The 22,780-nt window shown below is 62.1% G+C and carries 16 protein-coding genes; 3 read left to right on the top strand and 13 right to left on the bottom strand.

From position 1 onward, the window contains the following. Nucleotides 1-2: 2 nt before the first annotated feature. On the bottom strand, nt 3-4,013 hold the full coding sequence (locus ACW9UO_RS16295) for a hypothetical protein (protein WP_457086816.1): 4,011 nt from the start codon (nt 4,011-4,013) through the stop codon (nt 3-5). Nucleotides 4,014-4,038: 25 nt separating this feature from the next. Here ACW9UO_RS16295 and ACW9UO_RS16290 point away from each other — a divergent pair, with 25 nt between their 5' ends. Then, a complete protein-coding gene (locus ACW9UO_RS16290; RefSeq protein ID WP_457086815.1) occupies nt 4,039-4,233 on the top strand; it encodes a hypothetical protein in 195 nt (64 codons plus the stop codon). Between the two features lie 67 nt (nt 4,234-4,300). After that, nucleotides 4,301-5,377 (top strand): helix-turn-helix domain-containing protein, encoded by a 1,077-nt coding sequence (locus ACW9UO_RS16285; RefSeq protein WP_457086814.1) that lies wholly within the window; start codon nt 4,301-4,303, stop codon nt 5,375-5,377. A 181-nt stretch (nt 5,378-5,558) separates the two neighbouring features. On the opposite strand, the gene murD is transcribed toward ACW9UO_RS16285, so the two are convergent. From murD to ACW9UO_RS16230, 11 genes are all read right to left on the bottom strand, one after another. Next, nucleotides 5,559-6,965 (bottom strand): UDP-N-acetylmuramoyl-L-alanine--D-glutamate ligase, encoded by a 1,407-nt coding sequence (gene murD, locus ACW9UO_RS16280; protein ID WP_457086813.1) that lies wholly within the window; start codon nt 6,963-6,965, stop codon nt 5,559-5,561. A gap of 127 nt (nt 6,966-7,092) precedes the next feature. After that, complete coding sequence (locus tag ACW9UO_RS16275; protein WP_457086812.1) at nt 7,093-7,845, bottom strand: tetratricopeptide repeat protein; 753 nt, start codon at nt 7,843-7,845, stop codon at nt 7,093-7,095. A 65-nt stretch (nt 7,846-7,910) separates the two neighbouring features. Beyond that, nucleotides 7,911-8,723, bottom strand: coding sequence for a hypothetical protein (locus ACW9UO_RS16270; RefSeq protein WP_457086811.1), 813 nt, complete (start codon nt 8,721-8,723; stop codon nt 7,911-7,913). A gap of 418 nt (nt 8,724-9,141) precedes the next feature. Further along, nucleotides 9,142-10,224 (bottom strand): phospho-N-acetylmuramoyl-pentapeptide-transferase, encoded by a 1,083-nt coding sequence (gene mraY, locus ACW9UO_RS16265; protein ID WP_457086810.1) that lies wholly within the window; start codon nt 10,222-10,224, stop codon nt 9,142-9,144. A gap of 21 nt (nt 10,225-10,245) precedes the next feature. Continuing rightward, entirely contained in the window at nt 10,246-11,670 is a 1,425-nt protein-coding gene (locus ACW9UO_RS16260) for a UDP-N-acetylmuramoyl-tripeptide--D-alanyl-D-alanine ligase (RefSeq protein WP_457086809.1), read from the bottom strand. Further along, the gene (locus ACW9UO_RS16255; protein WP_457086808.1) at nt 11,667-13,151 is read right to left on the bottom strand and encodes a UDP-N-acetylmuramoyl-L-alanyl-D-glutamate--2,6-diaminopimelate ligase; all 1,485 of its coding nucleotides are present in this window, start codon (nt 13,149-13,151) and stop codon (nt 11,667-11,669) included. Before ACW9UO_RS16255 ends, ACW9UO_RS16260 begins: the two co-directional genes overlap by 4 nt. 10 nt (nt 13,152-13,161) lie before the next feature. Further along, complete coding sequence (locus ACW9UO_RS16250; RefSeq protein WP_457086807.1) at nt 13,162-14,949, bottom strand: peptidoglycan D,D-transpeptidase FtsI family protein; 1,788 nt, start codon at nt 14,947-14,949, stop codon at nt 13,162-13,164. Continuing rightward, entirely contained in the window at nt 14,946-15,311 is a 366-nt protein-coding gene (ftsL, locus tag ACW9UO_RS16245) for a cell division protein FtsL (RefSeq protein WP_457086806.1), read from the bottom strand. The genes ACW9UO_RS16250 and ftsL overlap by 4 nt, the downstream gene beginning before the upstream one ends. Next, the gene (gene rsmH / locus ACW9UO_RS16240; protein WP_457086805.1) at nt 15,311-16,297 is read right to left on the bottom strand and encodes a 16S rRNA (cytosine(1402)-N(4))-methyltransferase RsmH; all 987 of its coding nucleotides are present in this window, start codon (nt 16,295-16,297) and stop codon (nt 15,311-15,313) included. The genes ftsL and rsmH overlap by 1 nt, the downstream gene beginning before the upstream one ends. 3 nt (nt 16,298-16,300) lie before the next feature. Beyond that, nucleotides 16,301-16,831: a division/cell wall cluster transcriptional repressor MraZ gene (gene mraZ, locus ACW9UO_RS16235; RefSeq protein WP_457086804.1), complete on the bottom strand. Its 531-nt coding sequence runs from the start codon at nt 16,829-16,831 to the stop codon at nt 16,301-16,303. A gap of 1,085 nt (nt 16,832-17,916) precedes the next feature. Further along, the gene (locus ACW9UO_RS16230; RefSeq protein WP_457086803.1) at nt 17,917-18,984 is read right to left on the bottom strand and encodes an Mrp/NBP35 family ATP-binding protein; all 1,068 of its coding nucleotides are present in this window, start codon (nt 18,982-18,984) and stop codon (nt 17,917-17,919) included. Nucleotides 18,985-19,223: 239 nt separating this feature from the next. Here ACW9UO_RS16230 and ACW9UO_RS16225 point away from each other — a divergent pair, with 239 nt between their 5' ends. Further along, complete coding sequence (locus ACW9UO_RS16225; protein WP_457086802.1) at nt 19,224-19,436, top strand: DUF1127 domain-containing protein; 213 nt, start codon at nt 19,224-19,226, stop codon at nt 19,434-19,436. 921 nt (nt 19,437-20,357) lie between these two features. On the opposite strand, the gene ACW9UO_RS16220 is transcribed toward ACW9UO_RS16225, so the two are convergent. Next, the gene (locus ACW9UO_RS16220; RefSeq protein WP_457086801.1) at nt 20,358-22,709 is read right to left on the bottom strand and encodes an ATP-dependent helicase; all 2,352 of its coding nucleotides are present in this window, start codon (nt 22,707-22,709) and stop codon (nt 20,358-20,360) included. Nucleotides 22,710-22,780: the final 71 nt, after the last annotated feature.

Below are 22,780 nucleotides of genomic sequence, written 5' to 3'. Positions count from 1 at the left end.
CCTTAAAACCGGATCTCAAGACCGACCGCCGCCGACAGGCTTTGCGCCTCTTGGCCACCCAGTGCCTCTTTATAGCTGAGCTGGGTGTAGGCGGTGCGAGTTCCGGCCTCGTCCGACCATCCCAGCCCAAAGCTCACCTCGCCCGAGGTGATATCGCTGCCTTCGCCACTCACCGAGGCTCCGGCAAGCGTGGCGGTGCGGTCGTTGTCGGCGGTCTCGTGCTCGACAAACAGCCCGCCTTGCAGCGTCAGAGAGGAGTCCGCGAAATTGATGGTCTTGAAGGCATCCGCGCCCAGCCGTCCCCGATACACCATCCGGTCGTCGATGGAGGTTTTCAGGCCGGAACTGTCGGTAAAGGAGTCGATGCTGGTGTGGATCACCGAGACCTGACCGCTGGGGGCCACCACCAGACCGCTGCCGAGGGTAAAGCTCCGCCCGACGCCGACCTTGGCGGAGAAACTGCGGCCCTGGGTATCGCCTCTGTCGCCCGCTGCGGTGTTGACGTTGATGTCACCGAACAGCGCGCCCAATTCGGCATGGGCGAACAGGCCGGTTTGATCGACATAGCGCAGCCCGACGGTGGCCGAAACGCCGGTGGTTTCGGCGCTGCCAGCCGAGCGTCCGGTGCTGGCGTTGTCCACATCGAGCGCCCCGATGACATAGCCAAGCGAGGCGGTGGCCGACCAGTCCCCGGCAGAAGCGGTCTCAAGCGGCACGCCGGCGCCGACCTCAAACCCACCGAACCGCAGGCTGGTTTCGGCGTCCTGGGTCACGCCACTGGCCGAGACCGCTTGGGTTTTCTCTGACTGCGTGGTTTGCAGTTTGAACCAGAGCGTGTCGAGGCCCATGCCCGTCCCGGTGCCGGTGCCCGTGCCTTGGCTTGACAGCGACAGTTGGTTGCCCACACCGGCGGCCTGAGGGGGTCCGAAGCGGCCCCCGGCGTGGCTCCAATAATCCTCGAACAGACCCGAGATCGCCGGATAAACCATCCCTGCCCCGCTCATCCCGACCGCATCAAAGAAGAAGTCGCCACTGGCCCCGCGCCCAAGGTCATAGACCGAGGGACCAAAGGTGTAGGGGCCGTCTGCGAGGACGAAATCACCGTCCGACGACGCGCCATTCACCTCGATAAGCTGGATGCCTTCGTCGGGCGACGCGGACAGGTCGATTGTGCCGCTGCCGACGTCGAGCAAATAGACAAACGTCGTGCTGCCGGTGTTGGTGGCCCCATTCACCACAAGCCGGTCGGCGGCGTTGTCGTCATCAAGCGCAACATCCAGAAAGAGGGTTGCACCGGCAAAGTCACCGTTGACCGTCAGCTGGTCATAGGGGTTAAAATCGGCCGAGGTCAGCAACCCACCCATCAGCCCGCTCATATCGGCGTTGATTGTCGACTGGCCGAAAACGCCGAGAAGGCTGCCCGCTTCAATGCGCAGCACATCGGTGGTGAACGCGGCGTTCGAAAGTATCACGTCCGAGAAGTTGGTGATGCGCGTTTCCTCGAAATTCTCAAACAAGTCCAGCTGTTGGCGGGTGTCGTCGAAGATCAGCAGATCGTCGTCGTCGCCGCCGTCGACCCGGTCCAGATTGGACAAGTCTGCCCCCCTTCCCGTGACCAGCATCTGATCGTTGCCGTCGTTGAGCAGAACGTCACCGCCGACAAGCGTGCCCGCAACGCGCAGAAAAGTGTCGGCATGGCTGGCGTCGATGGCATCGCCATTTTGGCTGACGACGGTGGCAGTGTCCGCAATGTCAATCATTTCAAAAGCCTGCGCGTCGGAGTCGATGCGGATGCCATCTGCGGCGGCGTCAACCAACCCGGTGACCGTGATGTTCAGCGGCCCGCTCGTGCCCGGCGCGCCAAAGGTAGGGGTGCCGTAGTACGGGTCATATGTTAGGTCATCGACAAGAATGCCATGGCCGGGGGTATGGGCGGGCAACCCGTAGAAGCGGCCAAGGCTTTGGGGCTCATAATAGCCTGTGCTGGGGTCATAAACGTAGGTCGATGGAAATTCTACGTCGGAGTAGCCGGTGGTGGTGACGTTGTTCACGGTGATGTTGGCACCGCCGCCGATATCCCCAACGCGCACCCCGGCAAGGCCGCCGGTCACAGTTCCAGTGCTGGTGATGTTCAGCATGCCATCGCCGGTTTGGGAGGCAAAGATGCCATAGACGTTTTGCCCCACCACATCCGTCGCGGTGATCGTCGTGTCATCGCCGCTTTCATTCCGGGTTCTGATCCCGATGTTGCGGCCATAGACGGTGCCGGTGGTCGTGACGTTGACCTCTCCGGTCGCACCTATGTTCCGCGCATCGACGGCGGCAGAGGTGTAATTCGAGTTGTGGTCCAAGCTGGTTGAGACGTCGACGGCGTCAATGCTGACATCGCCGGCACCGTAGGACAGGCTCGAAATCCCTTGTGCGCCGCCCGAGACGCTGCCGGTGCTGACGATCTCTGTGTCGCCATCCCCAACCGTGACCGCGACGATGCCCGCCCCTGTGCCATCGCCAGAGACGTCGTTCGCGGTGATGCGGATTGCGCCGTTGCCGCCGTGATAGGCATAGATGCCATTGGAATACGCGCCAGATGCCTGAACCGCGCCCGTAGCGGTGATTGTGATGTCGCCATCGGGGGCGGGATCATAGTAAGAAAACAGGTTCCTCTGGGCCACCCGAATGCCGTTGCCGTCGGTGCCCGTGACGTCGGTCACTGAAATCGACAGCTCGCCCGACACCCAGTTATTGGCATTGATGCCGGTTGCGCCCGTGATCGGGCCGGCGCTGTCAATTGTCGTGCCGTAAAAGCTGAGCGTGTCGATCCCCGCGCGGTCCCGGCCATAGACCTCGCCCTGCGAGACCACCGAAATTGTCCCCCAAGATGTGGCGGAGAGGCCGATATAGGTGCCGCGGACTGATCCGTTTGCGACGATAGAGACCCCTGAATCGGTGTTCTCGCCTTGATAGGCGGACACGCCGTAGCCGCGTTCGTATGGGGTTGGGGGCGCGGAAAAATCGCCGCCGCTCACATCCGCGAGAGTCAGCGTGACGCCCCCTGTGCCATGGTTCAAAGCCCGGACCCCGGCAAGATGCCCCTCTGTCAGCCCGGTGGTGGTGATGGACAATTGGCCGGCTTGCGCCATGTTGATCGCCGCGACGCCATAGCCTTCTTCTGAGGTCACAGTGTGGGTGGTGATCTCTGTCGTGCCCGTGCCCTGATTGCTAGCGAGCACCCCGTGCGACTCTGCCGCGATGTAACCGGTGCTGTGAACGGTAAGGTCGGTGCCCCCCAGATTGGCGGCCAATATCCCATCGGACCCGGCGCCGGTCACATCCTCAGACTGGATGGTTAACGCGCCAGAACCGTTGTTAATTGCGGCAATCCCGCGCCCGCCGGAATTGACATGGCCGGTGCTCACAATCGAAAGATCGGTGCCAGAGCCCGCAACGATCAGCCCCTGATCATCGGCTGACACAGAGTCGATGCCGGTGGTGGTCACAGAAGTTTCCCCCGACCCGCGATTGACCACCGACATCCCGTTGAGCGCGCCCACGACGTGCCCGGTCGCGACGACCGTCAGATCGGTGCCGTTGGCCGAGTTGGTCACATCCACGCCGTCCTCGGTGTGGCCGATCACTGTGCCAGTCCCGACAAGAACCGGCCCGCTGCCGCCTGCCTCGACGGTGATGCCGTTGCCCTCACCGCGAACGTAGGAATATCCTGATGTGAGATCGAGGATCACCCCGCCGGCAGTGTCGGTGGTGGTCACCGAGATCCCGTCGCCCGCAGCGGTGTAATGGCCAAAATACGGATCGCCAGTGATCGTCAGATCGCCGCTGGTGACGGTGATCGCTTGGGTCATGTCGGTCGCCGGATCCGCCGGACCGGTGCAGTAGAAATCGTTTGGCCCACCGATGCAGTCACCGGCATAGGCCCCCCGTCCATAACCCATCATCGACAATGACAGGGCCAGAAAAGAGGTCGAGGACGCAAAAGCGGCAGGGCGTAATTTCATAGCAAAGGTCCTGAATTGAAAAAGGGTGCTCGATTTGGCCGGAAATCCGACAGTTATTAATGAAACCATAGCCAAGCCGGCGCTTGGCCGCTTGCCGCTGCGTCTCAGAAACATTGTCTGCCCGTCTCAAATCACCATGCCATTAAGGGGAAAGGCCCAAATACGAGGGCGGCACTGTGCTGAAAACGTGGACATTCTCGCCATCCGCGTTAAAGATTAACGTAGAGACATCTTTGAGAGGCGCACTGATCGTCCGATGCGACGAGAATAACTGCCGAGGTAAAGCAATGACGGATCTGACTGTGGCCGGTCTGATTGACAACGCTAAGACTGGCGACGTGAAAGACACTCGCAAGGGGGCTCCTTTGCCGATGCTTGAACTCGCCACCGCCCAGGTAGAACGCAAAGACAAGATCGAATACTGGCGCACCCAAATCGGCGCGCTGTTTGACGTTGATCTCCCCGACAACAGCCACCGGCCATGTTCCTTTGAGGGTTCGATCAACGTGGTCAACAGCGGCGAGGTCGTGTTCGGCAGATCAAAGGCAAAGGCGCAGACCTTTCACCGCAGTCGCAAGCGGGTGGCCTCGGACGGGCTCGATCACTTCATGGTACAGACTTTCGCGGCCGGCGGCGGAGTGTTGCCCGACGGCAGCCTTGTCGAAACGGGTGACATGCTGGTGATCGACCTCGGCAAGCCGCATAGCCGGATCAGCACCGATTACGACAACCTGAGCCTTGTGATCCCGCGCGACTTTGACGCCAATCTCACCGCGCTCTTGGAACGGGCACACGACATGCGGCTGTCGCGCAACAGCCCCTTTGTGCGCCTGTTCGGGGACCACATGCAAAGCCTCTGGAGCCACATCGACGCGCTTGAGAAAGCTGCGGCGGGGCAGGCCATTCGCGGGTCGGTCGCCTTGCTGCAGACCTATCTTGCCGCCGACGGGCAGATTTTGGAGGAGGTCGACCGATCCGCCTCTGAGGCGCTGGGCACCGCGATCCGCCGCTACATCGAGGCCAATCTGGCGGGTGATCTGCGGCCCGAGGTACTGGCCGCGCAATTTCGCATGTCGCGGGCGCAGCTTTACCGGGTGTTTGCGGCGATGGGGGGCGTGGGGCGCTATGTGCAATCGCGCCGTCTTAAACGCAGCTTGATGCGTCTGACGGATCTCTCCGGGGGGGTGGCTTCGATTGGCAGTATTGCGTTTGACTGCGGCTTCAAGAGTGAGTCCCACTTCAGCCGTCTGTTCAAGGAACGCTTCGGGATGACACCGAAACAAGCGCGCGCCGAGCACCTGCTGGCCGATGGTGTTTTCAACGCGGAGGTTACGGATTTCCGCGCTTGGCTGGGGGCGATTTAAGCGAATTTTGGGTAGGATAAGCGGACGATAGGAGAGGCGCGCCTGACGCTACCCCCTTGAAGTTGCATGAATTTTTCCCTGCCGTGGCGAACTACGACGGCCTTTAGGGTCACCAAGACAGCAAGCGGCGGCGATGGGATCGCCCCCTAAGGGGAGACCGCCAAACACCGCCCCTGCCCGGTCAATCGTGCTCGATCCGCGCCAGCACGTTTTGAGTGAAATCCACGCCGCGTTGCTCGAAGTTATCGTATTGATCAAAGCTTGCCGCCGCCGGTGCGAGGAGCACAGTGTCGCCCGGGGCCGCCTCGGCCATGGCGCGCTCGACAGCGGTGGACATGTCGGTGCAGACTTCGGCTTCGACCGCGGTCAGGCCGAGGGCGAAACCGGCAGCTTCGCGGCCGATGACGTAGGCTTTGACGACGTTTTCCAAGCCCGCGCCGAGGCCGTCGAGACCGCCTTCTTTTTGCAGACCGCCACAGATCCAGCGGATATTCTTGAAGGCTGCCAAAGCCTTGGCGGCGCTGTCGACGTTGGTGGCCTTGCTGTCGTTGACATAGCTCACCCCGTCCGCCTCGGCGATCAACTGGCTGCGGTGTGGCAGGCCCTTGAAGGAGCGGAACGCCTCTTCGATCACACGCGGGGCCAGCCCCAAAGTGCGACAGGCGGCATAGGCCGCGCAGGCGTTCTGGTGGTTGTGCGCACCCGGTAAGCCTTTGATTTCACGCAAGTCTATCGACCCGGCTTGGCGGCCTTTGCGGTACTCGGAGAGGAAGCCTTTGCGGGCGAAAACGTTCCAGCCGGGGCCGGTGAGTTTGGTGTCGACAGAGACGCGGATCACGCGGTCGTCGCCGGGGCCTTCGCTGAGTTGACCGGCGAGGAAATGGCCTTCGGGTTCGTCGACGCCAATGACGGCGCGGTCGGGGCCGCCCTCGGCAAACAGGCGGCGTTTGGCGGCGAAATAGCCGCCTTTGCCACCGTGACGATCCAAGTGGTCGGGGGTGAGGTTGGTGAAGACCGCAACATCTGGTGTCAGTGCGCGGGCAAGTTCGGTTTGGTAGCTTGAGAGTTCAAGCACCACGACGCCGCCGTTGGTGGGGGGATCGATGTCCAAAACGCCGCGACCGATGTTGCCGGCGAGCTGTGCTTCGCGGCCCGAGGACAAAAGGATGTGGTGGATCAGCGCGGAAGTCGTTGATTTTCCATTGGAACCTGTCACGGCGACCACGCGCGGCGGGGTGTCGTAGCTGTGCCATTCGTCATCTGCGACGGAGCGGAAGAACAAGCCGATGTCGTTGTCGACGGGCACGCCTGCGGCTTGGGCGGCGGCCACCACCGGGTTTGGCGCGGGGTAGAGATGCGGGATTCCGGGGGAGACGATGAGCGTGGCGATATCGTCAAAAGCGCCTGATTTCAGGAGGTTGGTGACTTCAAAGCCGTCGTCTTGGGCGCGGTCGCGGGCATCGGGATTGTCATCCCAGCACACGGGGATTGCGCCGCCTTGGCGCAGCGCCCGCGCGGCGGAAAGGCCGGAGCGGCCAAGGCCGAGAATGGCGACGCGGTGGGAGTGGTATCCGGGGACGGGGATCATGGGCCTGCCTCATAAAGCGGTGTCGGGATAGGGCTATCAGAGGCGTGAGTTTTGTACAAATGGGGCGATGGGTCCGGCGTATGTGTACAGATGCCTGTGGGGTTGGCGGCGCGGGTTGGCGCTCACCCTACGGCGCGGGGAGTTTGGCGATGTGTCCTTCGACCCCGGCGATATACGGATGCTCGGGTGGCAGGGTGGCGCGGAAGATGTCCAGCGCCTGTTCAAACAGCGGGCGCGCCTCGCCGGGCCGGTCGAGTTTTACCAAAGTGTCCGCGAGGTTGTTGAGGCGGGCGGCGTACTCGGGATGGGCAGTGCCGATGGTCTTGGCGTCGATCTCCAGCGCCTCGCGATACAGCCCCTCGGCCTCGGCGTAGCGGCCCTGCGCCTGCACCACGCCCGCGAGGTTGTTGAGGCGGATGGCATAGTTGGGATGCGCGGTGCCGATGGTCGCGGCGTCGATCTCCAGCGCCTCGCGATAGAGCCCTTCGGCCTCGGCGTAGCGGCCCTGCGCCTTCACCACACCCGCGAGGTTGTTGAGGTGGGTGGCATACGAGGGATGCGCGGTGCCGATGGTCTTGGCGCCGATCTCCAGCGCCTCGCGATACAGCTCCTCGGCCTCGGCGGAGCGGCCCTGCGCCTGCACCACGTGCGCGAGGTTGTTGAGGTGGATGGCATAGTCGGGATGCGCGGTGCCGATGGTCCGCATGCGGATCTCGAGCGCATGGCGATAGAGCTCCTCTGCTTCTGGCCAAAACTCCTTCGAGAAGAGGTCATCCGCAACCGCCTCCAGCTCGGCATAGTTCTCACAGAATGCGGATCTCGTGACCTTGACGGAAAGCTTGGCCTTGTCGCTTTCGCTTCCTTTGAACCACCTATTCACAAACGTACTTACTCGGGGAGAGTTGCTTGCAAATAAATCCTCTAGCATCGAGTTCAGTTCATCAGTCATTCCGGCAAAGCCAGAATGTCAGCGAGAACGACCTCTTGAAACCTCGGTTCCAATTCAACCACTTCAAGTTGGGCCTCCTTTAACTTGTATTTAGTTACCTCTCGGGCAAGGGCCAGCCTGCGAATCAAGTCATCCCCAAATATCCGCTCTTTCACGGAAGGCTTAGCCGAAATTTCGACAATTTCGAAATCGTCTGCAACGCATTTCAGGAAGACCCTAACGCTCATGTCTTCCAAACGCTTTTCTACCAAAGGACTGATCTCCATAATCGATTCAAGTCCGTCATGGCCGATACCATCCAGATGGTTTTGGTGAGTTGGCTTGCAGTCCCAATGGTGTTCACCCGCGACTTCGCGGTACGTCAGGTGTACAAGTTGCTCAAGGCATTCTTGCATCTCACGCTGACCTCCCGTTTTCTCGGTCGTCGTCGCATTGGTTTTTGAGCCTGCTTCAAGCTCAATCGAAGGCGGCTTAGTTCCGCTCGCGGCTGCCTTGCCTTTCACATTCTTTTCGTCACTGCTGCTGGCTGACGACTCGGCCTGTTCCACAATCTTCATTGTGCGTTGCCGCTTTGGATATTGCCTCACCTTCGTCGATTTGGGTACACGGAGCCGTTCATCACAGACTACTACCAAGGTTGCACGCTTGAGCCTGACCTTGAACTCAACCGGCGTATCGCTCGCCCCAGTGTATCGCGCCTCATTAAAGGCCAAGGCCACGTGGAAGGGTGACGTGAAGTCAAATTTGAGTGGGGCATACCATGCTTCGAGGCTTACCAATTCAGAAATGATGCGCGAGGAATTCGTCAAAAAAAGCTACACTCCAATTCAGCGCGTGTTTCGCACTATTTCCCTAGTTTACCGGAATTGCGGGGAATGCCAAGCGACGGTGGATTGGACCCCTACGGGCTAAGCGCCAAGCGCGTTAACAGCGGCGAAGCCGCCGCGCATCATGCCGAAGGCATGCCTCTGACATGACGGGCCGTCCGGCGGCACGGCGATATGGGTGCCGTTGGCGCGTCCGTTCAATCGTAGAGTTGGGGGCACCATAAAGTGTGCGGAATGACCGTCGGGTCGCCGTACCACGGCCCGACGCTGCGCGTCTCTGTGCTGCGTGGCCGGTGGATCGCCGTACCGCGGCCCTGCGAGGCGCGGCTCTGTGCTGCGTGGCCGATGGGTCGCCATCCCGCGGGCTGGCGAGGCGCGGGTTGGTGGCTGGCTGGCGCTGTTAGCGGACCTTGAGGGTGGCGAGGCCGATGATGGCGAGGATCAGGGAGATGATCCAGAAGCGGATCACGATGGTGGGTTCGGCCCAGCCCTTTTTCTCGTAGTGGTGGTGGATCGGGGCCATCAGGAAGACGCGCTTGCCGGTGCGTTTGAAGTAGAGCACCTGGATGATCACCGACATCGCCTCAACCACGAACAGGCCGCCGACGATGCCGAGGACGATCTCGTGTTTGGTGGCGACTGCGATGGCGCCGAGGGCACCTCCGAGCGCGAGGGAACCGGTGTCGCCCATGAAGACCGCCGCCGGGGGGGCGTTGTACCACAGGAAGCCGAGGCCGCCGCCGAACAGACCGGCGGTGAAGATCAGGATCTCGCCGGTGCCCGGCACGTAGTGAACATCGAGGTATTCGGTAAAGTCGACGCGGCCCACGGCATAGGCGATCACGCCGAGGGTGCCAGCGGCGATCATCACCGGCATGATGGCGAGGCCGTCGAGGCCGTCGGTCAGGTTTACCGCGTTGGCGGCACCGACGATAACGAACATCGCAAACGGCAGGAACAGCCAGCCAAAGTTGAGCAGCGTGTCTTTGAACACCGGCAGCGCGAGGCGGAATTGCAGGTCATCGGGGTGGTAGATCGCGGCCCAATAGGCGGCGACCCCGGCGATGGCAAAGCCGAGCAGCAGGCGGATGCGACCGGGCACGCCCTTGGTGTTTTGCTTGGAGACCTTGGCGTAATCGTCGGCAAAGCCGATCAGACCAAAGGCCAAGGTGACAAACAGCACCATCAGCACGTAGGGGTTGTCGAGGCGGGCCCAGAGCAGGGTCGAGGTGACAAGCGCGCTCAGGATCAGCAGGCCGCCCATCGTGGGGGTGCCGGCCTTGGACATATGGCCCTCGGGGCCGTCTTCGCGGATCGGCTGGCCTTTGCCCTGACGCCGGCGCAAGACACCGATCAGCGGCGGGCCGAACAGGAAGCCGAAGATCAGCGCCGTCATGAAGGCTCCGCCCGCGCGGAACGTGATGTATCGGAAAAGATTGAAGAAATCCCCGCCGTCGGACAGTGCTGTCAACCAGTAGAGCATCTATTGCCCCTTCCCTACCACTTATTGAGCGCTGCCTTGGCCCATTTTCAGGATCACGTCAACCAGCGCCGAGAGGCCAATCGAGTTCGATCCTTTGATCAGCACGATGTCGCCCGCGCGCAGGTCTCGGCGCATCTCGGGGAGCATGTCGGCGGTTTTTTCGTGCCAGAGCCCGCGCTTATCGGCTGGCAGTGCTTGCCAGAGGTGGCGCGTGAGGGGGCCGATACAGTGCACGGTGTCGATGTCCTGGACCGCCGCGAGGCTGGCGATTTCAGCGTGGAGTTGCGGGGCGGTGACACCCAGCTCGGCCATGTCGCCGAGATAGGCGATGCGCCGACCGGTGGGGCGGTTGTCTTGCGCGCGCAACGGGGTTGCGGCGAGAACGGCGAGCGAGGCCGCCATCGAGGCGGGATTGGCATTGTAGCTGTCGTCGATCAGCTCGAGGATTTGGTCGGTGCGCGCGGGGTCGAGGGTGATTTTCTGACGCTCGCCACGGCCTTTGACCGGGGCCCAGCGGCCCAGGGCGGCGATAGCTTGGGCCGGGTCGAGGTTTAGGACGTCGGCCACAGCCAGCACGCCGAGGCCGTTCATTGCGAAATGGCGGCCGGTGGCGGCGATTTTGTAGAACAGTTTGCTGGTGAACGCATGCGCTTGCGCGACGGTCACGCCTTGGCTCATCTCAACTTGCGTCAGGGTGAAGGCGGCGCCTGCGACCTCGCCAAAGCCAACGTAGCGCGCGCCTGCATCGGTGGCGGCGGATTTGAGAATCGGGGCGGTGGCGACTTCGGCGTTGAAGACGGCGGTGCCGCCCGGTTCGAGACCGGCGAGGATGGCGGCTTTTTCGCGGGCGATGCCGTCGATGTTGCCAAAGGCTTCGAGGTGGGCCGGGGCGACCGTGGTGATCATCGCCACATGAGGGCGCGCGAGGCGCGACAGCGGGGCGATTTCGCCGGGGTGGTTCATGCCGATTTCGATCACCGCAAAGTCGGTGTCGGCGGGCATGCGGGCCAAGGTGAGCGGCACGCCCCAATGGTTGTTATAGCTCGCGACAGAGGCGTGGGTGGCGCCAAAGTCCGACAGCATCTCGCGCAGCATTTCCTTGGTCGAGGTTTTGCCGACGGAGCCGGTGACGGCGATGACTTTGGCATTTGTGCGGGCGCGTCCGGCGCGGCCAAGGGCTTCGAGCGCTTCGAGCACGTCTTTGACGATCAGGAGGGGCGCGTCTGTGGGCACGCCGTCGGGAATATGGGTGACGAGGGCCGCCGCCGCGCCCTTGGCCAGCGCCTGGGCGACGAACTCATGGCCGTCGCGCGCGGCCTTTAGCGCGACGAAAAGATCGCCGGGTTGCAGGGTGCGGGTGTCGATCGAGACGCCGGTGGCCTGCCAACCGGTGGTGGCGCGGCCCTCGGTGGCGGTGGCGGCGTCTTGCGCCGTCCAGAGCGTCATGGGTTGACCCCGTCGAGCGCCGAGACCGCAACGCTGGCCTGTTCGCAATCGTCGAACGGATAGGTGATGTCGCCCACCACCTGGCCGCTTTCGTGGCCCTTGCCGCAGATCAGAAGCGCATCGCCGGGCATCAGCATGTCAACGCCGCGCAGGATGGCTTCGGCGCGGTCGGCGACTTCGGTGGCGTCGGGACCGGCGCCCGCCATGACGGCGGCGCGGATGGTGGCGGGGTCTTCGGAGCGGGGGTTATCGTCGGTGACGATCACGATGTCGGCGTTGTCGCGCGCGGCCTCGCCCATCAGCGGGCGTTTGGCGGTGTCGCGGTCGCCGCCCGCGCCGATGATGGCGATCAGGCGGCCCATGACGTGCGGGCGCAGCGCCGAGAGCGCGGTTTTGACGGCATCGGGGGTGTGGGCGTAATCGACGAAGGCGGCGGCGCCGTTGGCGCGGGTCGCGGCGAGCTGCATGCGGCCCCGGACGGTGCCGAGATCAGAGAGGGCATCGAACACGCGGGCCGGGTCTTCTCCGGCGGCGATCACCAGACCGGTGGCCATCAGGGCGTTGGCGGCCTGGAACCCGCCGATGAGTTTGAGGCGGACCTGGTGGGGCTGGCCTTGCCATTCAAACCGCAGATCCTGCCCGGTGGCGTCAAAGCGTTGCGCGGCGAGGCGCAGGTCACAGCCTGCCGCCTGCCCCACTGTCAGCACCTTTTGGCCGCGCGCGGTGCAGATCGGCTCGAGATTGGCCACCTTTGGGTCGTCCATATTGAGCACGGCGGTGCCGTCTTCGGGGAGGACGCGGGTGAAGAGACCGGCCTTGGCCTCGAAATAGGCCTCGAAGGTGTGGTGATAATCGAGGTGGTCTTGGGTGAAGTTGGTGAATCCGGCGGCGCGCAGTTGGACACCATCAAGGCGGCGCTGTTCGAGACCGTGGCTTGACGCCTCCATCGCGGCGTGGGTGATGCCGTTGGCAACCGCGGCTGCGAGGCTGCGGTGAAGGGTGACCGGCTCGGGCGTGGTGTGGGCGAGCGGGGCCTCCCATGCGCCCTCGACCCCGGTGGTGCCAAGGTTGACGGCATCAAGGTCGAGCGCCATCCAGAGCTGGCGGCAAAAGGTGGAGACCGAGGTTTTGCCATTGGTGCCGGTGACGGCCACCATCACCTCGGGCTGGGCGCCAAACCACAGCGCGGCGGTGTAGGCGAGCACCTGTCGCGGGTCTTCGGCGATGATCAGGGCGGCGTGCGAGGCATCAAGCACCTCGGCGGCAATGCGCGCGCCCTTGGCATCGGTGAGCACCGCGCCTGCGCCCATCCGCAAAGCGTATTGAATGAACTCTGCCCCATGCACCCGTGCGCCGGGCAGCGCGGCAAAGAGGAACCCCTCTTTCACCTCGCGGCTGTCCACTGTTATTCCGGTGATCCCGGCCTCTGCTCCGCCGCGGGCACTGAGCCCGAGGTCTGCGAGCGATTTGGTTGTGCGCATAACGCCCCCGTCACTGACTGGTGAGCGTTATACCAGCGAGTTCGGCGGGTTCAATCGTGGGTCTTAGGCCAAGCAGCGGCGCGAGGCGTTCGATCATCTCGGCGGCGACGGGCACGGCCGTCCAACCGGCGGTGCGGCGCAATTCGCCTGCGGCATGGATTTCGGGCTCATCGAGGGTGACGATGAGGACATATTTCGGATCGTGGATCGGGAAGATCGAGGCAAAGGTGGCGATGACCTTGTCGGTGTAATAGCCGCCTTTGGGCTTGGGTTTGTCGGCGGTGCCGGTCTTGCCGCCAACCGCATAGCCGTCGACCTCGCCAAAGCTGGCGGTGCCTTCCTTGTGGCTGACCACCAGCCGCAGCATGGCGCGCGAGGCGGCAGCGGCGCTGGCCGACATCACACGCTCGCCCTGACGCGGGGTCTTTTGGCGCAGCAGGGTCGGCGCGACGGCAAACCCGCCATTGGCAACCGCGGCATAAGCCGAAGCGAGGTGCAAAGGCGAGGCCGAGAGGCCGTGGCCGTACGAGATGGTCATGGTGCTGAGCTCGGACCAATTTGGCGGCAACAGCGGGCGGGCGGCCTTGGCCTCTTGCAGCTCGACCGGGGTGATGTCGAAGAAGCCGAGGTCTTCGAGGAAGGTCTTTTGACGCGGGGTGCCGATCATCTGGGCCAGGCGCGCGGTGCCAATGTTGGAGGATTTCACGATCACCTTTGTGACCGATAACTCACGGCCATAGTTGTGAAAATCCCGGATCCGGTGTTTGCCCCAGCGCAGCGGGCCACGGATATCGACCATGGTGCCGGGGTTGACGAGGCCGAGGTCCATCGCCTGCGCGGCGGCGAAAATCTTGAAGGTAGAGCCGAGTTCGTAGACGCCCTGCACCGCGCGATTGAACAGCGGGCTGATCGAGGGATCATCGCCCAAAGCCGGCAAAGGCCGGTCGTTTGGGTCGAAATCCGGGAGGCTGGCGAGGGCGAGAATTTCGCCGTTGGTGACGTCCATCAAAATCGCGGCAGCCCCTTTGGCCCCCATGATTTTCATGCCGCCATAAAGCACTTTTTCCGCGGCGGCCTGAATGGTGAGATCGAGGGAAAGCTCGAGCGGGGCGCCTTCGCGGGCGGGGTCACGCAGGGTGTCATCGGCGAACTTTTCGATGCCAGCGGTGCCGATGACTTCGGCGGAATGCACGCCTTCGCGGCCAAACCCATAGCCGCCAAGCACATGCGCCGCGACCGCGCCATTGGGATAAAGGCGCATTTCGCGGGGGCCAAACAGCAGGCCGGGTTCGCCAATGTCATGCACCGCTTGCTTTTGCTCGGGCGACAGTTTTTTGCGAATCCACATGAATTTTCGGTCAGACGTAAACCGTTTGGTAAGGTCTGCGACGTCAACATCGGGGAAGATACGCCCCAGTTCCGTCGCGGCCCGTTTCGGGTCGATCATCTGGTGCGGGTGGGCGTAAAGCGAATAGGTTTCCATGTTGGTGGCAAGGATGCGGCCCTTGCGATCAACGATATCAGCGCGTTGTGCGATGATCGACGCGCCATTCGAGGCACCGCGCGGCTCTGAGGGCTCCGACGCGGCCAGACCACCCATGCGACCGCCGATAACAAGAAAGGCACAGAAAAACATAATGCCCAGCAGCATAAGGCGCTGTTCGGCCCGCAGGCGCAGCTTGTCGCGCATCTCTTCGTGACGCAGGCGAATGTTTTCGCGTTCGATGGCGTCGGGGTTTTCACCCTTTTGGCGGGCGTCCAGAATACGGGCCAGCGGGCGCAGCGGCGTGCGGATCATGGCTCTTGCTCTCCATCTGCGCCCTGCGAGGACACGGGAACGGAATTGGTGATGTCTTCGAGATTGTCGAAATCCTGCACCGGGAATTCGACCTGATCGACGTTGCCAAAATGACCGGGGCGCAGCGGCAAAAGGCCGAGGCGGTCAAAATTCAGCTCGGCCAGATCGCGCAGCCGGTCGGGGCGATTGAGATAGGCCCATTCGGCGCGCAATACGGAAAGTCGGGCGCGGTCTGCGCCGATTTCGCGCTGCAATTGGGCTGTTCTTTCAATGGCTTCCTGGGTTTTGTAGTTCTCATGATAGGCCCAGAAGGCAAGCCCGATCACGGCAAAGGCAGTCATCACATACAGAAAGGACCGCATTACCTTTTCCCCTTCAGTTGCGGCATCGCAATGGATTTGGCGTCGACCGAACCGGCCGCGAGCTCTGTGCGCCGCGCCACGCGCAGACGGGACGAGCGGGACCTCGGGTTTTCTGCCAGTTCCTGTTTGTCGGGGCCGACCGCCTTGCGCGTCACGATATCAAACTGTGCCGGCACCGCGTCGACCTGCGGTGCGTAGCGATTGAAGTTGCCCGAGTGCCCGGCGCGGGCCTGGAAGAAGCGTTTGACCATCCGGTCTTCGATCGAATGGAAGGTGACGACCGCGAGTAGGCCACCGGGTTTTAGCGCGCGTTCGGCGGCCATAAGGCCTTCGAAAAGCTCGGTATATTCGTCGTTCACCGCAATGCGCAGCGCTTGAAAAGAGCGTGTCGCCGGGTGGCTTTGACCGGGTTTGGAGCGCGGCAGCGAGCGTTCGATCACACCGGCGAGTTGCAGGGTGGTTTCAAACGGCGTGTCTTCGCGGAACCGCAGGATGTTCTTGGCAATCCGGCGCGAGGCGCGTTCTTCGCCAAAGACATAGAGGATTTCGGCCAGATCCTGTTCGGAGAGGGTGTTGACCAGATCGGCGGCGCTTGGGCCATCCTGGCTCATCCGCATGTCGAGCGGTCCGTCCCGCATAAAGGAAAAGCCGCGTTCGGCGCGGTCAAGCTGCATGGAGGAAACGCCGAGATCAAGCACCACGCCGTCGACGCCCTGCGCCACCTCATCCATCGCGGAAAACACGGTTTTTTCGCAGCGCACCCGGCCGTCGTAGTCACTGAGCCAAGCTTCGGCCAGCTCAAACGCCAGGGGGTCGCGGTCAATCGCGACCACTTCGTCGGCACCGGCGTCAAGCAGCGCGCGGGTATAGCCCCCGGCGCCGAATGTGCCATCGATCCAAGTGCCGGACACCGGCGAAACAGCCGTGATCAGCGGGCGGATCAGGACGGGAATATGGGGGGCGGAAGGTGTGGCAGCACCGGCCATGGGTCAGGCCTCCTCGGCCGGCGGAGTTTGGGGGGCGTCAAGGGGACCATCAAGGAAGGAGAGCGGATCGAAATCCTCTGGCAGATCGTCGAGCCATTCCTCGGTCTTGGCCAGTTCTTCCTCTTCATAGGTGGCAGGGTTCCAAATTTGGAAGGTGTCACCGGCGGCAATAAAGAAGGCCTCTTTCGACAGGCCGATCTTCTCGCGCAGCTTCGCGGGCAGCACCAGCCGCCCGGTTTCGTCAACATTTGTCGGATAAGATTGGCCGTGGAACATGCGTTGCAGCATCTTACGCTGCATCGAGCCACGCGGCAGCGCATCAATCTTGGCGTCGACTTCTTCGATCGCTTCCATCGTGTAACATTCGAGGTAATTGCGGCGGTGATCCCCATAAACGATCACCAGCTCGGGGCTTTCGCCGGACTTCCAGTTCGCGTCGGCAGCCTCAATCACACGGCGAAACGAGGCCGGGATAGACACCCTGCCCTTCGTATCAACCTTGTGCTGGCTTTCGCCTCTGAACCTGCGGCCCACTGTCCTGCCGTCCTTTGCCTTGCGCCCCCGCGCATTTGCCTAAATTTGGATGTAGAAACGGCGGGTTGATCTGCTGCCACTGATCAACCCGCCGCATGTCCCGCTGTGCGGGATGTCCAGCTGCGCGCGCCACCTGGGGGGATGTCTGCTCGCCCGCGCGCCGGATCTCTTGTTTCGATGAAGAACGGTGCCTGTATGAAACCTTGTTCTTATTTTTATTCGGAGTTGGTTGCGGGGTCGTTTGGTGCCCCTTGTTCCGTCCCTCATCGTGATACTAGGGATGCCATGGGAATTTATGGAAATCAACAGTCAAAAATGGGAAAGCCCCACATCATATTGTCCACAGCCCCTGTGGAAAACAACATATTGGGGTCAAATTGAGGCTAATTTTGGAATTCTTAGCGGAAGCGGCTTCTTGCCTATACTAGATGTAGTATCCGCTCTCATGTGATTTTTTTCCCACGTTTTCCCAAGAGAATGACAGGCGCTGGTCATTCGGGGTCTGATTTCCGATGTGCCAGCCGGTTTGCACCGGGCATTTGGGTGTACCGGGGTGATTGAATCACACGCGAATCACGGAATCGAGAGGCAATTCGTAGAATCGCGATGCAGGGCGTGCCATGATTTCCCATCCGTCCCATGTTTTCCCGTGCGGCCCATGATTTCCCACTTCGATCCCAATTGGCGGAGCGTTTGGGCCACGATTGGCACTTTTGGGTTCGGCGTAGGCTAAATGCGGTGCGCCCTCTTCTCTTGTGATGGAGGCGGCGCGCAGTGGGATGGGGTTTGCGGGGATATCCAGAGGGGAACGAGGCACATCCTTATGACGGCCCGCAGGTGCGCGGGGCCGGAGGGTGCTGAGACGCATGTGGAAAATGAAAGGTGGTTGGGACAGAGTTGACCTGTGTGCGCCAGGGTTTGGCGCTGTCAGGCCTATTTTTCCGTCGGCGGAATGCCTGCGCTGCTCCACTGCAAAGTGCACCCGAGTTTAAACCCGGGTGCATGCGGTGCCACAGGGGCCGAATTCCGTTGACGGAATTTAGGAAAATTTATCGATAAATTTTCGCTGGCCGCGGGGGGCGGCGTTAGATGATGCCGCTGCGGATCAAACCTTGCGCCAATTGGGCGTAAGCCTCTGCCATTGGACCGGAGCCCGCGGCAATTGGTGTGCCACCGTCGCCAGCCAGGCGGGTGTCGAGATCGATTGGCAGTTGCGCCAAGAGCGGCACCGCCATCTTTTCTGCCTCGGCCACCACGCCGCCATGCCCAAAGATATGCGCCTCATGTCCGCAATTGGGACAGTGAAACAGCGACATATTCTCGATCAGGCCAAGGATCGGGGTTTTCAGCGTGGCGAACATGTCCACCGCTTTGCGGGCATCCAGAAGCGCCACGTCTTGCGGGGTTGAGACCACGATGGCGCCGGAGAGATCAGATTTTTGGCACAGAGTGAGCTGTACGTCGCCGGTTCCGGGCGGAAGATCGACTAGCAGCACGTCCAGTTCGCCCCAGTTCACCTGCCCCAGCATCTGTTGCAAGGCGCCCATCAACATCGGGCCGCGCCAGACAATGGCCTTGTTCGGATCGACCATCAGCCCGATCGACATCATCGTGACGCCATGCGCGTGCAGGGGTTCGAGCACCTTGCCATCGGCGCTGGCCGGGCGCGCGCTGACGCCCATCATGCGCGGCTGCGACGGACCGTATATATCGGCGTCCAGAAGCCCGACCTTTTTGCCCGCGCGCGACAGCGCCACCGCGAGGTTGGACGAGACCGTGGATTTGCCGACGCCGCCCTTGCCCGAGGCAATCGCAATGATGCGTTTGACGCCGGCGGGCTTGATCGGCCCGGATTGCGGCTTGGGGTGGCCGCCGATCTTGAGACTGGGTGGCGGTTTGCCCCCACTGCCCTGCGTGTCATGCGCGGTCAGGGCCACATGCGCCGCGCGCACACCCTCTATAGAGGCGACCGCGCGTTCGGCGGCGGCGCGCAAAGGCTCCATCTGGCGGGCGTCGGCGGGCGACGCGGCCTCTATGACAAAGCGCACCACACCGTCTTCGATCCGCAGCGCCCGAATCAAATCACGCGAAACAAGGTTGCCACCGCCGGGAATCTCAAGTTTCGCCAGTTCATCGCGTATTTTCTTTTCCATTTCTTCCTGCCCGTTTTCTTGGCGTTTCGCCGTTTTCCGATGCGACTGGCATCGCCGTGCAACCCAAAGGGGTATATTCGCGACCTAGGTCGTAGAACCCACTCGCCTCAAAGCGCTTACACATGCAAATGCTGCATAGCAGCATTGACCTTGCCGGGGATTGTGCAGGCGCAGCATTTCGCTAAATTAGTCTCAACAGACGAACACAGGCACTACGGCAATACGAAGGTAAGACGCACATGGCTAACATCATCACAAACACTCCCGTCCATGCAGGACCGGTTCAGCGTTTGCAAGCGGCGCTTCAGGCCATCTCCACGCGTTACGCCCAGTACCGCGTTTACCGCACCACACTGCGTGAGCTTCAGAGCCTGACAGCACGTGAGCTGGCCGATCTTGGCCTGAACCACAGCGAAATTCGTCGCGTCGCCTATCACGCGGCCTACAACTAACAACAGATCAGACGGCTCTCTCCTCCTCCCTGAGCCTTCTGTGTCTAAGCGGCGGCATCTCTCCTCCTCCCTGATGTCGCCGCCCCTTTATTCCGGGCCAACCTATTGGCTCGCAACGATTTCCTTGCCGTTCTCCTCCCATTGCGGCCGGGAATACCAGGACCAAAGGCGTTCCTCCCGATTGCCTGAGGTCCGACACGACCAGCGCTTCGTCTCCTCCCATTCTGAGGCGCGGTTGTAAAAGTCGGCGACACGACCTCCCTCGTGTCGCCGCTCTCAAATTCCGGGCCAACCTGTTGGCTCACAACGATTTCCTTGCCGTTCTCCTCCCATTGCGGCCGGGAATACCAGGACCAAAGGCGTTCCTCCCGATTGCCTGAGGTCCGACACGACCAGCGCTTCGTCTCCTCCCATTCTGAGGCGCGGTTGTAAAAGTCGGCGACACGACCTCCCTCGTGTCGCCGCTCTCAAATTCCGGGCCAACCTGTTGGCTCACAACGATTTCCTTGCCGTTCTCCTCCCATTGCGGCCGGGAATACCAGGGCCAAAGGCGTTCCTCCCGATTGCCTGAGGTCCGACATAACCAGCGCTTCGTCTCCTCCCATTCTGAGGCGCAGGTACATTAAGACGGCGACATGACCTCCCTCATGTCGTCGTTTTTGTTTTTGGGGGTCTGATGCGATTGCCGGATTGTGTGTGCCAGATGGGCGGTGCCGAGCTATGCGCCGCTTGCATCGCTTCACGGAAATACACCAGACCGTGATCAACCAGAGGGATTGCCCGGCCGGCCTCCTGCCCCGGCCTATTGGGGCGCGGATCTGGGCATTTGCCGTTGTGGGGCAGCGCCGGTTTTGCACCGGCGTCACAGTTTTCTTGAGCGGTCAAGTTAGGGGCACGGGATGGCGAGGCGCGCTGTTTGCGCTAGAACGGCACGTCATCCGAGCTGGAGATATAGCGCGCCACAACTTTCTTGGTGCCGGCCTTTTCAAAGGCAATCTCGAGCTTGTCGCCCTCGATCCCGATGACCTCGCCATAGCCGAACTTTTGGTGGAACACGCGCTCTCCGACAGTGAAGCTGGACAGCGCGGTGGCGTCGATCACCGTGTTGCGGCTTTCGCTGGGTTGCGCCATCGGGCGCTGGCTTTGCCGGTCTTGCAAGCGGCGCCAACCGGGAGAATTATAGACATTGGCGTCCGCCGCGCGGTCCTGAATGCCGGTGCCAAAGCTTTGGGCCGCCATGCCGCCCCCGCCGCCATAGATACCGGGCGGGGTAAGAACCTCCACATGATCCTCGGGCAGCTCATCGACAAACCGCGACGGCAATTGCGATTGCCATTGGCCAAACACCCGCCGATTGGCGGCAAAGGAAATCGTACAGACCTCTTCGGCGCGGGTGATGCCGACATAGGCCAGCCGGCGCTCTTCCTCGAGACCTTTGACGCCGCTTTCATCCATGCTGCGCTGGGACGGAAACAACCCGTCTTCCCAACCGGGCAGGAAGACGGCGGGGAATTCGAGCCCCTTGGCGCCGTGCAACGTCATGATCGAAACCTTGGCCCCGGACTCTTCGCTTTCGTTGTCCATGATTAGGCTGACGTGTTCGAGGAACCCTTGCAGGTTTTCGAAGTTTTCCAACGCCTTGACCAGTTCCTTGAGGTTTTCAAGCCGGCCCGGCGCCTCGGGCGTTTTGTCGTTCTGCCAATGCGCGGTGTAGCCGGATTCGTCGAGGATGATCTGAGCCAGTTCGACGTGGGTGACATCCTTTTCGCCCGTCATCCGGCCCCAGCGCGCCAGCCCGTCGAGCAGTTTGGCCAGTTCGTTGCCGCCCTTGCCCTTGATCGCGCCACTTTGCACCGCCAGCCGCGCGCCCTGGACCAGCGGCACGCCGTTTTCGCGCGCCATGCGCTGGATGGTTTGCTGGGCCTTGTCGCCGAGGCCGCGCTTGGGGGTGTTGACGATGCGCTCGAACGCCAGATCGTCTTCGGGGCTGATGACGACGCGAAAATAGGCCATGGCATCGCGGATTTCCATCCGCTCGTAAAAGCGCGGGCCGCCGATCACGCGGTATGGCAGGCCGATGGTCAAAAACCGGTCCTCGAAGGCGCGCATTTGGTGCGAGGCGCGCACCAGAATTGCCATGTCATCCAGCGAAAAGCCCCGCATGCCGCGGGTGCCGCCCTGCATCGCCTCGATCTCTTCGCCGATCCAGCGGGCCTCTTCCTCGCCGTCCCAATGGCCGATCAGGCGGACTTTTTCACCGCTTTCCGCCTCGGTCCAGAGCTCTTTGCCAAGCCGGCCCTTGTTGCCCGCGATCACCGCACCAGCGGCGGCCAGAATATGCGGGGTCGAGCGGTAATTCTGCTCGAGCCGGACAACCTTGGCACCAGGAAAATCCTTTTCGAACCGCAGGATATTGCCCACCTCGGCCCCACGCCAGCCATAGATCGATTGGTCATCGTCACCGACGCAGCAGACGTTTTTATGCCCGCCCGCGAGCAGCCGCAGCCAGAGGTATTGGGCGACGTTGGTATCTTGGTATTCGTCGACAAGGATGTAGCGGAACCAGCGTTGGTATTGCGCAAGAATGTCTTCGTGGGACTGGAAAATCGTCACGCAATGCAGCAGCAGATCGCCGAAATCGCAAGCGTTCAGCTCGCGCAGGCGGGTCTGGTATTGCGCATAGAGTTCGACGCCGCGGTTGTTGTAGGCCCCCGCGTCTGCGGCGGGCACCTTGTCGGGCGTCCAGGCGCGGTTTTTCCAGCCGTCGATGATGTGCGCGAGTTGGCGCGCCGGCCAGCGTTTGTCATCGATATCCGCGGCGCGCAGCAGTTGTTTGAGCAGACGCAACTGGTCGTCGGTGTCGAGAATAGTGAAGTTTGATTTCAGCCCGACAAGCTCGGCATGACGGCGCAGGAGTTTGACGCCGACGGCGTGAAACGTGCCCATCCACGGCATGCCCTCGACCGTCTGGCCCAGCAATTTGCCGACGCGCACTTTCATTTCGCGCGCGGCCTTGTTGGTGAAGGTCACTGCCAAAATCTCATTCGGGCGGGCGCGGCCGGTGTTCAGCAGATGCGCGATCCGTGTGGTCAGCGCCTTGGTCTTGCCGGTGCCCGCCCCCGCTAGCATCAACACGGGGCCATCCAACGCCTCAACCGCTTCGCGCTGGGCCGGGTTCAACCCGTCGAGATAGGGCGTGGGGCGCGCCGCCATGGCGCGCTGGGACAGGGAAGAGGCCGCGTCGAAGGCGTCCATTTCATCAAAACTGCTCATGCGCGCAACACTAGACCCTCTGGCCCGGTCTGAAAAGCCTTGTTCGCTATCTGTTCGCCCCCAGATGCCAT

It is taken from the genome of Marinovum sedimenti (assembly GCF_054052205.1).
This window is presented reverse-complemented; position numbering and strand designations above follow the sequence as displayed.

Coding starts and splice junctions, on each gene's coding strand:
- ACW9UO_RS16225 (WP_457086802.1), top strand. CDS start 19,224: ATGGCTAACATCATCACAAACACTCCCGTCCATGCAGGACCGGTTCAG.
- ACW9UO_RS16295 (WP_457086816.1), bottom strand. CDS start 4,013: ATGAAATTACGCCCTGCCGCTTTTGCGTCCTCGACCTCTTTTCTGGCC.
- ACW9UO_RS16250 (WP_457086807.1), bottom strand. CDS start 14,949: ATGATCCGCACGCCGCTGCGCCCGCTGGCCCGTATTCTGGACGCCCGC.
- murD (WP_457086813.1), bottom strand. CDS start 6,965: ATGATCCCCGTCCCCGGATACCACTCCCACCGCGTCGCCATTCTCGGC.
- ACW9UO_RS16285 (WP_457086814.1), top strand. CDS start 4,301: ATGACGGATCTGACTGTGGCCGGTCTGATTGACAACGCTAAGACTGGC.
- rsmH (WP_457086805.1), bottom strand. CDS start 16,297: ATGGCCGGTGCTGCCACACCTTCCGCCCCCCATATTCCCGTCCTGATC.
- ftsL (WP_457086806.1), bottom strand. CDS start 15,311: ATGCGGTCCTTTCTGTATGTGATGACTGCCTTTGCCGTGATCGGGCTT.
- ACW9UO_RS16230 (WP_457086803.1), bottom strand. CDS start 18,984: ATGGAAAAGAAAATACGCGATGAACTGGCGAAACTTGAGATTCCCGGC.
- ACW9UO_RS16220 (WP_457086801.1), bottom strand. CDS start 22,709: ATGAGCAGTTTTGATGAAATGGACGCCTTCGACGCGGCCTCTTCCCTG.
- mraY (WP_457086810.1), bottom strand. CDS start 10,224: ATGCTCTACTGGTTGACAGCACTGTCCGACGGCGGGGATTTCTTCAAT.
- ACW9UO_RS16260 (WP_457086809.1), bottom strand. CDS start 11,670: ATGACGCTCTGGACGGCGCAAGACGCCGCCACCGCCACCGAGGGCCGC.
- ACW9UO_RS16255 (WP_457086808.1), bottom strand. CDS start 13,151: ATGCGCACAACCAAATCGCTCGCAGACCTCGGGCTCAGTGCCCGCGGC.